Below are 14912 nucleotides of genomic sequence, written 5' to 3'. Positions count from 1 at the left end.
CGCCGACGATCGGTCCGAAATAGGGGATCATGTTGGCCAATCCGGCCATGGCGCCGATGATCAGGAAATAAGGCACGCCGAGGATGGCCAGGGCCGTGATCGCCAGGATGCCGATGCACAGCGAGACCAGCATTTGACCGCGGATGTAGCTGCCCAGCTGCCCCTCGATTTTATGAAGCAGGCTGATCGTCATTTCAAAATAGCGGTTGGGCATGGACTCAATTAAAGATTTCTTCAGCCGCCGGCCGTCCTTGAGCAGAAAGAAGGTCATGAACGGGATCATGAACAGGGAGATGGCCAGGGGCAGGATGGTCGGGATCAGCTGGACGCTGCGGTTGAGCATGGCGTAGATGGATTTTTCTATTTTGGTCATGACCTGAACGTTGATTTCCGGGTTTTTCAGCAGCGGCAGGTGCTTGTTCAGCAGGGTTTTCAGTTTGACCATCAAGGTGGCCGGGGTCTCGTTTTTGATGGCCTGGCTGATGGTCTTGAATTCGTGCGCGACCGCCGGCGCCAGAAAAATCATCAACCAGATCACCAGCAGCATGATGATGCCCATAACCAGCGCCACGGCTCCGGTGCGGTTCAAGCCTCGCCCTTCGAGCATGACCACCAGCGGGTTGAGCAGGATCGAAAGCAGGGCGGCCAGGATCAAGGGGGTAAGCACCATGCCGCTGTACGGCAGGATCCAGGCCGCGACCAGCGCCACCAGGATGAAAATGGATGCCTTAAGCAAAAAAAGGATAAAGGCGCGGTTCAGGTTGATCACGATGCTCTTGTTTTCCGGAAGCGGGTTCATCGGGAGACCTGCTTGTCTTTTTTCTGCGGCCGGCGACCGCCGGTCAGCTGCTGCAGTTCGAGATTGGTCTTGCGCAGGCGCTGGGCCAGCATGTTGGCCAGCTTGGACAGCACCTTGATGCCCAGTTCCGGTTTGCGCTCGAACAGGTCGAACAGGTCGGGGTGGAAGATGCCGATCAGTTGGGATTCGGCAAGGGCGACGGCGGTGGCCGAGCGGTTGTCGTCCTCCAACAGGGCCATCTCGCCGAAAAAGTCTCCCTGGGTCAGCCGGGCAAATGATCGCTGCTCCGGTGTGTTGTACTCCCCGAATATCCCCACGTCGCCGCTTTGCACGATGTACATGCCGACGCCCGGCTCGTTCTGCCAGAAGATGACCTCGTCTTTTTTGTACTGGCGGCGGTGAATCAGGTGTTCGATTTCTCTAAGTTCGCGCTTGCGCAGCTGAGCGAAGAGGGGGATGTTCTTTAAAAATTGGCGGACGTCCAGGCTCTGATCGCTTTTACGCTTGAAGATGTTTCCCCAAATGGCATCGATATTCTTCATCTTACGCCTCTCGTTCAAATTCCGAATCGTCGAGCATGCGGATTTTAAGACTATAATATAAAACGGGGATTATTGCAATACCGTCAGCTCGCCGGCTAGGGATTTTTGGAAGTCGCTGCGCAGCGCGTCGCTGCGCTTGTGCTGGCCGAGCAGGAACATCAATTTGGTCACCGCCGCTTCGAAGGTCATGTCGCCGGCGGAGATCACCCCCATGGCCAGCAACCGCTGCCCCGATTCGTAAAAACGCGGCTCGATCCTGCCGCCGCGGGCCTCGCTGGCCAGGACAACCACCTTGCCGGCCGCGAGCCATTGCTCGATGCGCTGCGGCAGATTTCCCGACTGCAAGGGGATGGTGCCGGCCCCGAAAGCGATGAGCAGCACGGCGCGGATGGCCGGTCCCGGCTGGAAGTAATCGCTGTTGCACCCCGGAAAGAGTTTGAGCACGGCCAGCGAATCGTCGAAACGCTCGCGCAGCCGGAACGAACCCGTACGGCGCAGCAGGTTGGCCCGGTAGATCTCGATGGTGACGCCGACTTCAGCCAGCAGCGGGTAATTGCGCGACACGAAGGCGTCGAAGAAATTCACGTGATTCTTGCTGGTGCGGTTGCCGCGCATCAGCTTGTAATCGAAAAAAACGGCCACCTCGGGGATCTCGGCCGTGGCCAGTTCGACGGCGTTGATCAGGTTGTTGCGCGCGTCACTGCGCAATTCTTCCAGGGGCCTCTGGGCGCCGGTCAGAATGACCGGGATGGGGATGTTCTGCAGCATGAAGGACAAGGCCGACGCCGTGTAGGCCAGCGTGTCGGTGCCGTGGGTGATGACCACGCCGTCGGTTCCCGGCAGATGATCCTTGACGATCGCCGCCAGTTTCTGCCAGTGCTGGAAATTCAGTTCGGCGCTGTCCAGGACAAACGGAATTTCGACTTGAATGTCGGCGATGGTTGAAATTTCCGGGATGACCTTGAGCAGGCCGGCGTAAAACTTGTCGGGGCGTAAAACGCCGCTTTGATCGTCGCGGGTCATGCCGATGGTGCCGCCGGTATGGATAAGGAGGATCTTTTTTTTCATGTTCTTCCGTTATATGCATGGTTATAGACATGGTCGGCCGCAAAGTCAAGGGCGGAAGAAACTCCAAAGGGTTGGGCAAAAAAAGCAATTCCTGTACCGGCGTTATCGGGAGCCGAGCCGCCGGATTATCCGACAAATAGCGGCTCACCTTTTGCCGCCGAAAACATTCAGGCTGGACGATGGTTATTTCACCGACAACTGTTTCACGCGCATCTCGACGACGAAAAAGCGGTAGTTGCGGTAGGCGATATCGACTTGGGAAACCAGCAGCTCCCGGCCCGCCTCGTCCAGATAGGCGTCGCGCAGGCAGATGGCGGTGGGAAAACCGATGCCCTTGAATTCCTTGCCGAAGACGGAGACGATGGCGATGGCCGGCTCGAGCTTGGCTCTGTGCGCAGCGGCAAGAATCGTCTCATAGCCGAGGATCGACTTCATGTTCAGCTCGATCCGCTCCACCCGCCCGTTTTCGCGCAGCCAGGCGCGACCGAAAGGCATATTGGCCGTCGGGAAAACGATGGGTACCGCCTCGACTAAAATCAGCGGCCCCGATTCGTCCCGCTTCTCCTCAAGGAGGCGGTACTCGTAAACCTGTCGCTGGCCAGAGCCGAAGAGGTCGATGGGGGCGTAGATCATCTTATCCAGGCGATAGTGCGCGACCTGCAGCTTGCTGTTTTCCAGAGCGGCGACTTGGCCGTTTTTCAGCAGCAGTCGACGCTTTTCGCTTACAGCACCTTCTTTGCTGACCAACTGGTAGTCATAGAGAAAAATTCTGCGCATTTTGTGGTCTTCCGCGTGCATATAGGCCCCCGCCCTGGTATCAAACAGTTGCAGCGCTTCGGCTATTTTCAGGGAAAAATCGGTCGTTTCCGTCACTTCTTCTTCGCAGAAGTAGCTCAGCAGCGACGTCTGCAGCCGCTCACAATAGGCTTCGGCCCTATCCAGGAGCTGCCCGAGCTTCTCGCTGTTTTCCGGCTGCACCGACTGTCCCCCCAACTCGGCCCAATGCCTGCGCGCCTCCAGCCGTTCCCAGTTCCACTCCCGGTTCCAGAGGCAGCGGTTGTCCCGGAGGAGCGTTTCGTAAACCTCGGCGGCCCGGCCATAGCGTTCACGGGCCCCGGCGGTGTCACCCCGCTCCCGGCAGCGATCGGCCGCCATGCACCAGGCCAGGGCCTGGTTTCGGCAGGGGACGCCCTTCTGGTAACATTCCAGCGCCCTCTCGGGATCGGCGGCCAAAAAAAAATAGTTGCCGAGCAGCGGCCAACTCCAGGCCGCCGCATATCCCTGCCGCTGCGAGCAGAGGGCGAGTGCTTCGTCCACTCGTCCCAGCTGCAGCAGTTTTTCGATGTCCGGGCGGTCATTGGCCGCCAGGACAGCGGCGATGAAGCAGCAAATTGATGACAGGAAGACGCTTTTCTGCATGAATTCCACCCCCTTAATCAGGTTCATTGTAAATCGTCAGCGTAAAAATATCTACGCGTTGTAGCGAATCAGCGAGAAAACATTGGGCAACAGCTGCGTTCCCAATGTTCCTAAAAACGGAAAGCATTACTGAGCGGAACAGCTGAGCTCCGAATAGCGGCGGGGCGGTTGAACCCGGATTCCCCATGTGATATAAGATAGCCATTCACGGGGAAAAGCCTGTGTGCCGCGATAGAGGTCGAATGCCCAAGGAAGAAACCATCAACGCCCTGACCCACGGCCTGGGCGCCCTGCTCAGCCTGGCTGGGCTTGTCGTATTGGTGATCCTGGCCAGCCTGCGCGGCGACGCCTGGCATATCGTCAGCTGCTGCATTTACGGCGCCACGTTGGTGCTGATGTTCGCCGGTTCCACCCTCTACCACAGCTTGCGCAACCCGCGCCACAAGCACATTTTCCGCATCATCGACCATGCCGCCATTTTTCTTCTCATCGCCGGGACCTACACCCCGTTTGTCTTGGTGACCTTACGCGGCGGCTGGGGCTGGAGCCTGTTCGGCGTCATCTGGGGGCTGGCTCTGGCCGGGATCGTTTTCCAGGTCTTTTTCATCGGCCGCTTTCGGGTGCTGCAGACGCTGATCTATCTACTGATGGGCTGGCTGGTGGTCGTGGCCGGCAAGCCGCTGCTGGCCCGGGTGCCGCGGCCGGGGCTGCTCTGGCTGCTGGCCGGCGGCTTGTGCTACACGGTGGGTGCATTTTTTTATCTCTGGAAGAAACTCCCCATGCACCATGCCGCCTGGCACCTCTTCGTCCTGGCCGGCGGCGCCTGCCATTATTTCGCCATCCTCTTCTACGTGCTGCCCTAGCGCCAGGAAATCAAGAAAGCGGGGAAAACAGTCGCCCGGGGGAAAATGAATCCGGGCGGATCATTTCAAACGAACTCGACCTGGACCACCGAGGTGTCGATCACCTTTTCGCCCTTGTCGCCGAAATGGATCAGGTAACGGCTGGCGGAAATCTTGTCGACGATGCGCCCGCGCCCGAAAAGGGGATGAACGATGAATTTTCCCTCGCCCTGGCCGACAATGGCCGGCGCGACCGGGAAGATAGCGTCGATGATTTCCCGGAATGAGTAGACGGGCAGGTAGGTGGAGGCGGCCATCTGCTGCAGAAAAAACGACGGGCGGTCGGAAGCGGTGGAAATGACCAGCAGCTGGCTGCCTTTGCGCAGGAAGAAAGGCATGTAGGCCGAGTTGATGCCACTGACCACCACGGCGGGGAATTCGAGCCCCTTGGCGTTGTGCATGGTCAGGAGAAAGACCTGGGTTTTCTCCGGGCGGCGCGTTTCCCTGGCATCGAGGCTCATGCGGTCGAGCAGGTCGCTGAAAGCGGCGGCCGGGTTTTCCGCCTCCCATTTCTGGATGAACTCCTCGAGCTCCTTGATGTTGAACAGCCTCTCCTCTTCATCTTTCTCGCGGAGCATCTCGCGGTATCCCGAGCCGTCCAGCAGGCTGGCGTAGAGCGCTGAAACCGTTTGCCGGTCTTTTTCGAGCTGCGTCCGGCGCAGCCGGGAAAAAAGCGGCCGGGCGTTGAATTTTTCCGGCAGGCACTGTTCCAGCGCCGCGAACAGGGGCAATGACTTTGCCTTGGCCGACACCTTCAGGCTCTCCAGGGTCTTGCTGCCGATACCCAGCGGCAGAAAATCGACCAAGCGCAGGAAGGCCATGTCGTCGGCTGGATTCAAGGCCAGGCGCAGCAGGGCCAGGCTGTCGCGGATCTCCTTGCGTTCAAAGAAGCGCAGTCCCTTGAGGATGCGGAAGGGGATATTCTGCTTGAGAAACTCGGTTTCCAGGGCCAGCGATTGGGAATTGATGCGATAGAGAATGGCCAGCGGGAACAGCTCGGGATTGCTTCCCTTTAGGCGGATGATCAGCCGGGCGATCTCCTCGGCCTCCTCCTCCTTGGAGCGGCTGCGCAGGACGAACACCGGCGGACCGTTGTCGCTGTCCGACCACATCCGCTTCGCCTTGCGCAGCGCGTTCTGGCTGATCAGCTGGTTGGCGAAGCCCAGGATCTGGGGGGTGGAGCGGTAGTTCTGCTCCAGCTTGATGATGCGCGTGCCGGGGAAATCCTGCTCGTAGTCGAGGAGGAAGCGGACGCTGGCGCCGCGCCAGGAATAAATGGCCTGGTCGTCGTCGCCGACGACGGTGATGCTGCGCCGGTCGCCGCAGAGCAGCTTGATCAGTTCGTACTGGTTGGGGTTGGTGTCCTGGAATTCGTCGACCAGCACGTAGCGGAATTTCTGCTGGTATTTTCCCCTGACCGCGCCGTGATCGCGCAGCAGGATGACGGCGAACGAAATCAGGTCCTCGTAGTCCCAGAGCTTGTTGGCCTGCTGGGCGGCGTGGTAGTGGGCAAAGAGGCTGATCTCGTCTTCCGCAAAGCCCTTCTGGCGCAGAAATTCGCCGTTGTTCGGGTAGTTGAGGTTCATCTTGGCGAGGCTGATTTTTCGGCGGATGTCGTCGCTGTCCCGCCCCAGGTTGGGGAAATGTTCCTTCAGCAGGCGGTCGATCAGCCGTTGCTGCTCGTCGTCGTCCATCACCTGCCACTGGGAATCGAAGCCCAGGACGCCCCCCGACTCGCGCAGGATGCGCAGGCCGAGGGAGTGGAACGTGGATATGTTGAACAGGCGGGCCTCGATGCCGGTCAGGGCTTCGCTGCGGATTTTCATCTCATTGGCCGCCTTGTTGGTGAAGGTCACGGCCAGGATATGCTGGGGCGGCAGCCCTTTTTCCAGGATCAGGTGGGCGATCTTGTGGGTGATGACCCTGGTTTTCCCGGAGCCGGCGCCGGCGACGATGAGCAGGGGCGAATCGAAATGGAGAACGGCCGCCTGCTGCTCGGGGTTGAGGCCGGACAGGCTATCAGCGGGCATTGCCAGGATGGATCATGGGAACGAACAGCACCGGGATCAGGTCGGTCTTCTTCAGCTTGCCGTTGGCCAGCTTTTCCACCAGCAGCAGGTCCTGGACGTTGGTCGAATAGCTGATGGGGATGACCATGCGGCCGTTGACGGCCAGCTGTTCGATCAGCGCCGGCGGGATGTCGTCGGGAGCGCAGGTGACGATGATCCCGTCGAAAGGCGCGGCTTCGGGCCAGCCCAGGTAACCGTTGCCGGTCCGGCAATGGATATTGCGGTAATTCAGGTCGTGGAGCAGCTTGCCGGATTGCCCGGCCAGCTTGTCGTTGATCTCGATGGTGAAAACCTCTTGGACCAGTTCGGCCAGCACCGCCGCCTGGTAGCCGGAACCGGTGCCGATCTCGAGGACTTTTTTATTCTTCGCTGGAGCGATGGCGTAGGTCATCAAGGCCACGATATACGGCTGCGAGATGGTCTGGTTTTCGGCGATAGGCAGGGGATAGTCGCCGTAGGCCTCGGCCGGGCGGAAGGCGGGGCTGACGAACAAGTGGCGCTTGACCCTGCGGAAGACGTTGAGGATGAGCGGGTCGGTGATCCCCCTTTCCAAAATCTGCTCCTTGACCATCTTCGTACGCGCAGCGGTGTATTCGGTTTCGCTGACCGTTTGCAGGAGCATGGGTAGCAGCAGGAGCAGGCAGGCGAATGGGGCATGTCTCATGAATCGATTTTAGCAGAGTGACGGGGGTAAGTAAAGAATCGGTGTACGGTTTACGGTAGACGGTTTGAGCAAAAAGAAGAAAGAAAATTCCAAACCCCAAGCACCAAATCCAAAATAAGCACCAATAACTAAATGACCAAAACGAAGTAAATATGCAATCGTTGATGTGTTGATGAGTAAATGGGGTAATCGCAATGACGGTGACCAATCAACTCATCCCCAACCCCCTTCTCTTTGGGAAGAGAAGGGGCTGGAATAGGTATATAAAAGGCCCCCTCTATTCGCAAGAGAGGGGGTCCGGGGGTGAGTTTGATGGGACCGTTCGCAGCTTTCCTAACCCATCTACCCTTCAACCCTTCCACCCATCTACTTCTTGGTTTTGAACATTGGAATTTGAGATTTGTGATTTGGAATTTATCCCAGCAGAACCAGCAGCGACCCGGCCACGGCCAGGGCGGTTGCCAGCAAACGGCGGCGGGTGAAGGTTTCATGCAGGAAAACGCTGGCCAGGATGACGACGAAAACGGTGTTGGTCTGGTTGAGCACCGCGGCCGAGTTGACCGCCGTGAACTTGAACGCTCCCACCCAGAGGGTCATCGAGACCAGGTTGCCGAGCAACGCCCCCCAGAATGCGTAATGGCGGCTCCCTTTCTGCCACAGCGGCGCCAGCTGCTGGCGGCGGTTTTTCTGCAAGGCGAACATGACCAGCAGCACGGCCAGGGCGGAGAGCATGCGCAGCTCGGTCACCCAGAAAACCGACACCCGGCTCAATACCGGCTGCATGAGCACGATGCTCACCGCCATGATGGCCATGGCCGAGGCGCCGAAAAATATCCCGGTCACGACCCGACGCGTCGGCAGCGGGGCGCCGCTTTTCCTGTAGGCCACCACCAGCACGGCGGCGATCACCAGCATGGCGCCGCCGATTTGCTCCAGGCGCGGTTTCTGGAGCAAAACCAGCCAGCTCGCCGTCATGACGAACGGGGCGTAGAGGGCGTCGACGATGGCGGTCATGCCGGCCCCCAAGCGGTTCAGGCAGGCGAAGAACAGGGTGTCGGAAACCGCGATGCCCAGAATGCCGCTGGCCATGACCGCCAGCCAGTGCCTGGTCGAGATGGCCGCCGGAACTAGCGGGATTCCCAGCAGCGGCAGCAGCGGGAACAGGATACCGACGGTCAGGGCGGTTTTGTAGAGATTCAGCACCAGCGGCCTGACCTTGTCCCCGGCCAGCTTGAACAGGATGACCGCACCGGCCCAGACGATGGCGCACAATATGGCCATGATTTTTCCCAGCAGGTCCAGCGGCATTTTTTCCCTCCAAAACGGTAGGCGCTTGCGGGCCGAAATTCCAGCTTGAATCCGTATTGTAGCGAAAAAAAACGCTTTTGGCAACGCGATTTTCGAACCCCGTTGGCGCATTGACAAGGGAGGCGGCGCTGTGTTAGTTTCGTCCCATGCTTCCCGCTCCGCCGTTGCGCAAAATCATCCACATCGACATGGACATGTTCTATGCCGCCGTGGAAATGCGCGACCGGCCCGAGCTGCGCGGCAAGCCGCTGGTGGTCGGCGGCCGTCCCGACAGCCGCTCGGTGGCGACCACGGCCAACTACGAGGCGCGCCGGTTCGGCATCCATTCGGGCATGGCCTGCGCCGAAGCCCGGCGCCGCTGCCCCCATTGCGTGTTCGTCCCCCCCGATTTCAGGAAATACCAGCAGGTATCCGAACAGATCCGGCACATCCTGTTCGAGTACACCGACCTGGTCGAAACCATGTCCCTGGACGAAGCCTATCTGGACGTGACCCGCAACAAGAAAAACGAGCCCAGCGCCACCCGCCTGGCCAGGGAGATCAAGGCGCGGATCCTTGGTGCGACCGGTTTGACCGCTTCGGCCGGCGTGGCGGCCAACATGTTCGTGGCCAAAATCGCCTCCGACGCCCGCAAGCCCGACGGCTTGTGCGTGGTCAGGCCGGAACGGGTGCTGGACTTCATCCGCCCCCTGCCGGTGATCAAGGTCCCCGGCATCGGTCCGGTCACCGACGCCCGGTTGCAACGTCTGGGCATTCGCACCGTCGCCGAAATGGAAACAAAACCGCTGAAATTTTTGGAGAAGGAATTCGGGAAATTCGGCCTCTATCTTTACGATATCGCCCGCGGCATCGATGAGCGGCCGGTGACTCCCTGGCGCGAGCGCCTGTCGTACGGCGCCGAGGAGACTTTTGCCCGCGATATCCTGGAAAAGGAGCCATTGCTGGAATTCCTGCGCCAGTGCGCGCGGCGGGTTTTCAGCGAACTGCACGAGGAGGGCAAGCAGGGGCGCACCGTGACCTTGAAGATCAAGTATGCCGATTTCCAGATCGTCACCCGGCGCCGCACCTTCGACCATTTCCTGGCTTCGGTCGCGGACGTTTTTCAGGCGGCGCGCGAGCTGCTGGAACGCACCGAGGCCGGCCGTCGCCCGGTGCGTTTGGCCGGCATCGCCCTGTCCGGTTTTAAAGCGCCGGCCGCCGAAAGCGAAAATGGGCCGCCGCCCTTGTTCAAGACGGTCCAAGAAAAAAATATTTAAATGGGCCGCGGCAACCTGAGCTTCTGGAATGGCTATCTTCCCTACTTCGGCATTAAAGGTTCTTTCTAAAAATCGATTGGAGCGGATGCCATAGCCGTTGCAGGCTGATGCGCAACGTTGAGGCATTTGCCAATTGATAACGCGCTATCAGCCAGCGGCGCTCCGGAAAGACCGCATGCCATGCCAGCCGCAAGGCGTCGGTTGGGTGATCTACCAATACCAGCAGGTAAAGAAATCGCATGGGGCCATTGGTTAGGAAATGGCCATCGGCCATGGAAGCTAATGAAACAAAGCGGCGCAATATGCGCTGTACGATAAATGAAGGGGACAGTGCTTTCAGCGGCAGCTCCGGTTCGCTCCCAAACCACTCTTGCACAAAAACGAGCACCATCCATAACGCGTTGCGGACGCGCCATGCGTGCGCCCGCTCTGCGACCAGGTCCCAATTGACAATACGTTGGCGGCGCATCATCTCAACGTCCAGCAGCGACCGCAGGCAATTTTTGCTCATCTGATGGTTGACCGCGGCGTGTACGCAGACATGCAAGACCATGTCCTCTGGGGACAGTTTTTTGGCGTTAATGCCTGGGCATGGAATCGTACGCGACCAGATAATGGACTCATCGATACGTGTTGTATGGCGCAGCCATTCACCAGGAAAGATGTTCCAATGCAACTCCACTAGCCCGATGCCCGGTCGTCTCCCAAAAAACTGTATTTCTCCGTTGAACTCTTCTTGCAGCGCTGGGGGACGGCCGACCTTGTCCTTTGTCTTGTAATCCAAGTCGGCCAACGCCAGCCGTGCTTGGGGAAGCTGCGCTTTCGGCACCCAAAGGTCGATATCTCCCATGGTGCGTTGCGCCGGCTTGGAGTAGATGGAATGTGTCAGGACAATCCCTTTGAGCAGTGTTGGTTGAATGCCGGCTACATTCAATTTCTGTACGATGAGCTCCAGTTCGTTGGTCAGATTGAGGTTGCGCCCAGCATTGGCGATGTATAGAATACGCAAACGGTTCATGAACTCCGCAGGCAAACTGGCTTGGTCGGGGTGATCATGAAGTCCATCCCACAGAATCGGCGCCAGACCGTGTCGGGTTGCGGAAGTGAGTATTTCAGACCAAGGATCGGACGTCTGCGGAACCGTCGGCAGCTTGTGACCGCTCAGGGCTGAAAGAAGCCATTCGGTAATTGACCAAATTGATTCTGTTTTATCCATTGTCAACACACGGCGTCACTTGTTATCCCGGCATATCTGACGCACTGAACCTGGTCCGGTCTGAAGGTCAGACGATATTTGAATTCCTGCAGCAGGCGCATTTCTTGTGCCTGGACATGCGGATTTCTTAATGCAAATTTGGCTCATTTTGATTTACAAAGGTGAAAACCATCTTGTACTGTTCGCAACCGCTCTCGCCAGTCAAAAATAGATTGCCGCTGCACAACCAGGCGTGGGCAGCGAGAGGTTCCAGTGGCGATTCGTTTTTAGCGACACCGAGATAGAGAACTCCGGCAATTTTACGCCGGCGCAGCATGACCATTCCTGCCAAGGCTTGAATGAGGCACGTGCTCTTCCATGGTGTCCGCGGCGCCATTGTTTTTAATGCCCAACCAATGCGCCCGGCCTCTAAAACATCCATCTTTTGCGGAAGCGCAAAGGTCTTGCCTTGTGTCAATCCCAATCGAGAAACGATGCGATGAAATGGCAATCGCCAAAGGGCCAAGCGCATCATTCCCAACCAGATGAACGCGCCGATCAGCATGGCGCGTTCTTGCGAATTTAAAGCACGCAGTTTACTCAGATTGTGCATCCACGATTCTAAGCATTTTTTCATTTTCCAACTCATTAAGGAAATACACGACATCCGTGGTGATCTGTTCTGCAGCGCCGTTAAATTCCCCGTGCAATTGCTGGCACAATTCCTCCACGCGGCGCGGCGATTCGATCAATTCCCAAATGCGCCGGCCAATCGCATCGAATGCGATATAATGGTCGCATGGCAGGTTGAGTATCACGAGATCCGTATCGATCGTGCTGCTGACCAAGTTCTCCGTTCGTATGATCAGTGAGGTCAATTCAATGGGCATGGCTTACACCTCTGTTTAGAAGATTTTTCTTCTTGGGAAAGGGGCGAGCCTGAATAGTTTAGCCATTCAGGATCACGTTTATGACATCCCGCACCGTCCAGCGCGCGTCAGGTCGTTTGATGCAGGAAACGGTGACTTGCTCGGCGATGGCAGAAAAAAGCGGAAATTGACCGGGATGTTCCTGGGGAAGTAAAGGGCCATACACGCACGTTTGCACGGCAGCGAATTTCGCAGCACCTGTCAACGCCTGAACACGCAGATCGTTGTCCGTGTTTTTCTGGAGCAGATAAAGCGCGTGCAATCGTGCGGGCTGCATGGCCATCACGGTTTGAGTCGGAATCGCTGCTTTCAGGCGCCGCCACCGATGACGCGGCAAGCCGGCAATGTCATGCCCCAATCCAGCGGCGGCATCTTCGCTCAGATGAATCAACGGCATGCCCGGCAAAACCTGGACATGCCCATCGTTTTCCAAGCGCAGCGTGGTGATGTCATCGGAAAGCATGGCGCAATTGTGTTGAAGCAGTGCAGCGAGCGTCGTGGATTTGCCCGCGCCTGATTCACCGGAGATCGCAACCGCGCCATTGGGCGTGACGGCGGCGTTTGCATGCAAGACGAGCAAGCCGCGCTGGCGTAAAATTGCGGCCAGCACGATGTCAAAAAAATAGAAACAGAGCAGCTCTTCCTCGGCTTCAGGATGGCGTTCCAGCGTGACGCAGTTGCCGCCTTCAGCGAGGAAATCCCCGGCGTGCTTGCCGCCGCGAAATAAAAAACGTCCTGGCTCAGCCTGCCACATGGGTCCTTCGGCGAGCGGCGCAGCCAGCGTACGGGGCACCGTACCGTCGACGACATTCACATCCGCTGTTGCGCCCTCTGGCGCATGGGTGAGGGGAGGGCAGGGAAAGGGCAAGCGCACGATAAGATCGTAAACGATGTAGGTGTAGAGCATGGTCAGTGATTCACAAGGTTTGGATAGCGATAAAGGTTTATTTTCTCCGCCAATTCCTCTATGCTCCAGCGGTTACGCGGGCTTGGGAACGCTCTGTGCGGCGCGCGCCGCAACAGCTTCCAATACGTTGGCGATCACGTCGATGGGTTGAACTTTCAAATAGTTGTCTATGTGCTATCCTATTTTTGGTTGTTATCGATCGACCTTGTGCCTTCAAGTGCTCAGGCAACCTGAGCCACGTTGGCTTAAAAGCCAGTTGAAATTTCGTCGCCATACATGCGATAGTGATTCGCCTTTTTCTCTGCTAGCCAGGTTGGGATCCACCAAAAAAATCTGAGTTAGACCCTGTGGTATACATAGTCTGTTTGATGTCGATGCGGGTGATAACGGGGGTGTGCCAAGTGGGTTTGGGAGCGCTCTGTGCGTTGGACTCCGCGTCAGTTTCCGGCAGGTCAGCAGTTACAGCGGTGGATTGAACTTGCACTTTTCTGTCCATTTATTATTCTCCTTCTGGCTTGCAATACTGTTTTTACATCCTGTAAGTGTGTTTGTCAAGTGCCTCCTTTCATTCATTTAAGCTGTTTGGCGGCTGTTGGCTTGCCCGTTGCCAATTGATTCACAAACAACCCCGCCATAATGCCACGCGTCAAGATGGTTACCGATTTATGGAAAGCATCAGGTGTGTCTTGCTTTTGGATCATCTGCCACACTCTGCGCATATAGGGCACATCAACATATTCAACAGCGGAGCCCCGCGCCAGCTCGGTGAGTGCCATTTCGACTTCACTCGCGCTGGCGCGCAAACGCGGCACCAGGTCACCGGCTTGAAGTCCGTGCTTGCGATTGAGGCGTACCGCGTCGGGCAGGCGATCTTTCATCGCGGCGCGAATCAGCCAGCGGTCCAGCCCGGTTTCCGGGTCCATGAAAACCGGATCCGGAACCGAGAACGTAAAGGCCAACACGCGCGCGTCGGCGGTGGGGTCGCGTATTTCCAGACCCTGGGCCGCACCCATCTGCGCGTGCAATGCGCCAACGAACGAACGCCCCGGCTGAAGAAATTGAATGCGCTGCGCGTGAGGCGCGCGCGGAGTTTGTTCGTCCGCGTCGTTCCAACGGCGCTCCAGCACATTCAAGCGTAGCGCGAAATCGGGTTGGATCGCGGACAACTTGCACCACCCGCCCCTTGATCTGCGTGCGCGGCGGTAGGAATTCAACAAAACAATGGGAGCATGGCGTTTGGCCATTACTTTCGCCCACGTGAGCCAGCCGAGATAGCGCAGTTGAAAAGCAAGGGACTGCGAAAATACATCCCCGGTCCAGGAGATGCCGGCGTTGCCCACCTGCCCGGTAAGCAGGGTGCGGAAACCCAGCGCTTGCACGGTCTCTTCCAGTTCGAAAATCCAGAAAAAATTTCCGGCGGCGTGAGCCGGCTCATGGAGAATCTCCAACATGCGTCGGATGGCTTGGATGGGCGTGATGGATGCGGCGGTAATGGTGTGCAAATCCACGTTACCGGCAAACTGGGCGGTCGCTTGCGCAAAAGGAAGTTCATCGCCTAAGTGTGAGCCCACATAGTTACCAGTATCCGGCAACGGCACAGACGTAAAGGCGGCAAGGCGCTGGCCATCTGTGCGTAGAAGACGGGCGGCGGTCGCGGTGACGGCTCCGGAGTCAAGTCCGCCGCTGAGTGTGACGGCAACCCCGCCGGCCCCCGCCACGTTCTTTGCGGTGAAAGTCCTAAGCCGGGCCCGCACCGCTTCGTCAAATACCTCGCGAAAGGCGTCCACATAATCTTCGCGGCGCTTCAAGCTCAGTTCGGGCGTATGTTCCAGAAACCAGTATTGGCGCACGTCC

Annotated in this window: 14 protein-coding genes; 2 read left to right on the top strand and 12 right to left on the bottom strand. The window is 58.0% G+C overall.

Annotation, left to right across the window (positions count from 1 at the left end; all coding sequences use genetic code 11):
- From NTW95_03480 to NTW95_03465, 4 genes are all read right to left on the bottom strand, one after another.
- A partial coding sequence (locus NTW95_03480; GenBank protein ID MCX6556483.1) for an AI-2E family transporter occupies positions 1 to 799 on the bottom strand: 799 nt, incomplete at its 3' end.
- Positions 796 to 1341 (bottom strand): cyclic nucleotide-binding domain-containing protein, encoded by a 546-nt coding sequence (locus tag NTW95_03475; protein ID MCX6556482.1) that lies wholly within the window; start codon positions 1339 to 1341, stop codon positions 796 to 798. The genes NTW95_03480 and NTW95_03475, both read right to left, overlap by 4 nt.
- Positions 1342 to 1410: 69 nt before the next feature.
- A complete protein-coding gene (locus NTW95_03470; GenBank protein MCX6556481.1) occupies positions 1411 to 2409 on the bottom strand; it encodes an asparaginase in 999 nt (332 codons plus the stop codon).
- Between the two features lie 183 nt (positions 2410 to 2592).
- Positions 2593 to 3828, bottom strand: a complete 1236-nt coding sequence (locus tag NTW95_03465; protein ID MCX6556480.1) for a hypothetical protein — start codon at positions 3826 to 3828, stop codon at positions 2593 to 2595.
- 242 nt (positions 3829 to 4070) lie between these two features.
- On the opposite strand from NTW95_03465, the gene NTW95_03460 reads away from it, so the two are divergent.
- Positions 4071 to 4691 carry a hemolysin III family protein gene (locus NTW95_03460; protein ID MCX6556479.1) on the top strand — a complete coding sequence of 207 codons (621 nt, stop codon included), beginning with the start codon at positions 4071 to 4073 and terminating at the stop codon, positions 4689 to 4691.
- Between the two features lie 65 nt (positions 4692 to 4756).
- Here NTW95_03460 and NTW95_03455 read toward each other — a convergent pair whose 3' ends face one another.
- The 3 genes from NTW95_03455 to NTW95_03445 all read right to left on the bottom strand — a co-directional run bounded on the left by NTW95_03455 (position 4757) and on the right by NTW95_03445 (position 8771).
- Positions 4757 to 6760, bottom strand: coding sequence for an ATP-dependent helicase (locus NTW95_03455; protein ID MCX6556478.1), 2004 nt, complete (start codon positions 6758 to 6760; stop codon positions 4757 to 4759).
- On the bottom strand, positions 6750 to 7463 hold the full coding sequence (locus tag NTW95_03450; protein ID MCX6556477.1) for a protein-L-isoaspartate(D-aspartate) O-methyltransferase: 714 nt from the start codon (positions 7461 to 7463) through the stop codon (positions 6750 to 6752). The genes NTW95_03455 and NTW95_03450 overlap by 11 nt, the downstream gene beginning before the upstream one ends.
- A gap of 414 nt (positions 7464 to 7877) precedes the next feature.
- Complete coding sequence (locus NTW95_03445; GenBank protein MCX6556476.1) at positions 7878 to 8771, bottom strand: DMT family transporter; 894 nt, start codon at positions 8769 to 8771, stop codon at positions 7878 to 7880.
- 146 nt (positions 8772 to 8917) lie between these two features.
- Here NTW95_03445 and dinB point away from each other — a divergent pair, with 146 nt between their 5' ends.
- Positions 8918 to 10027: a DNA polymerase IV gene (gene dinB / locus NTW95_03440; protein ID MCX6556475.1), complete on the top strand. Its 1110-nt coding sequence runs from the start codon at positions 8918 to 8920 to the stop codon at positions 10025 to 10027.
- A gap of 52 nt (positions 10028 to 10079) precedes the next feature.
- On the opposite strand, the gene NTW95_03435 is transcribed toward dinB, so the two are convergent.
- The 5 genes from NTW95_03435 to NTW95_03415 form a co-directional block, all read right to left on the bottom strand.
- Complete coding sequence (locus tag NTW95_03435; GenBank protein MCX6556474.1) at positions 10080 to 11243, bottom strand: nucleotidyltransferase family protein; 1164 nt, start codon at positions 11241 to 11243, stop codon at positions 10080 to 10082.
- 127 nt (positions 11244 to 11370) lie between these two features.
- Entirely contained in the window at positions 11371 to 11787 is a 417-nt protein-coding gene (locus NTW95_03430) for a lasso peptide biosynthesis B2 protein (GenBank protein MCX6556473.1), read from the bottom strand.
- A gap of 31 nt (positions 11788 to 11818) precedes the next feature.
- Positions 11819 to 12112: a PqqD family protein gene (locus NTW95_03425; protein ID MCX6556472.1), complete on the bottom strand. Its 294-nt coding sequence runs from the start codon at positions 12110 to 12112 to the stop codon at positions 11819 to 11821.
- Positions 12113 to 12170: 58 nt separating this feature from the next.
- A complete protein-coding gene (locus tag NTW95_03420; GenBank protein MCX6556471.1) occupies positions 12171 to 13058 on the bottom strand; it encodes a hypothetical protein in 888 nt (295 codons plus the stop codon).
- 569 nt (positions 13059 to 13627) lie between these two features.
- On the bottom strand, positions 13628 to 14912 hold a 1285-nt coding region (locus NTW95_03415; GenBank protein ID MCX6556470.1), incomplete at its 5' end, for an asparagine synthase C-terminal domain-containing protein.

This window comes from Candidatus Aminicenantes bacterium (genome assembly GCA_026393795.1).
Taxonomy (GTDB): Bacteria; Acidobacteriota; Aminicenantia; order UBA2199; family UBA2199; genus UBA2199.
This window is presented reverse-complemented; position numbering and strand designations above follow the sequence as displayed.

Bases quoted from the DNA above. Each gene is read 5' to 3' on its own strand.
- NTW95_03475 (MCX6556482.1), bottom strand. From the start codon at position 1,341: ATGAAGAATATCGATGCCATTTGGGGAAACATCTTCAAGCGTAAAAGC.
- NTW95_03470 (MCX6556481.1), bottom strand. From the start codon at position 2,409: ATGAAAAAAAAGATCCTCCTTATCCATACCGGCGGCACCATCGGCATG.
- NTW95_03465 (MCX6556480.1), bottom strand. From the start codon at position 3,828: ATGCAGAAAAGCGTCTTCCTGTCATCAATTTGCTGCTTCATCGCCGCT.
- NTW95_03460 (MCX6556479.1), top strand. From the start codon at position 4,071: ATGCCCAAGGAAGAAACCATCAACGCCCTGACCCACGGCCTGGGCGCC.
- NTW95_03455 (MCX6556478.1), bottom strand. From the start codon at position 6,760: ATGCCCGCTGATAGCCTGTCCGGCCTCAACCCCGAGCAGCAGGCGGCC.
- NTW95_03450 (MCX6556477.1), bottom strand. From the start codon at position 7,463: ATGAGACATGCCCCATTCGCCTGCCTGCTCCTGCTGCTACCCATGCTC.
- NTW95_03445 (MCX6556476.1), bottom strand. From the start codon at position 8,771: ATGCCGCTGGACCTGCTGGGAAAAATCATGGCCATATTGTGCGCCATC.
- dinB (MCX6556475.1), top strand. From the start codon at position 8,918: ATGCTTCCCGCTCCGCCGTTGCGCAAAATCATCCACATCGACATGGAC.
- NTW95_03435 (MCX6556474.1), bottom strand. From the start codon at position 11,243: ATGGATAAAACAGAATCAATTTGGTCAATTACCGAATGGCTTCTTTCA.
- NTW95_03430 (MCX6556473.1), bottom strand. From the start codon at position 11,787: ATGCTGATCGGCGCGTTCATCTGGTTGGGAATGATGCGCTTGGCCCTT.
- NTW95_03425 (MCX6556472.1), bottom strand. From the start codon at position 12,112: ATGCCCATTGAATTGACCTCACTGATCATACGAACGGAGAACTTGGTC.
- NTW95_03420 (MCX6556471.1), bottom strand. From the start codon at position 13,058: ATGCTCTACACCTACATCGTTTACGATCTTATCGTGCGCTTGCCCTTT.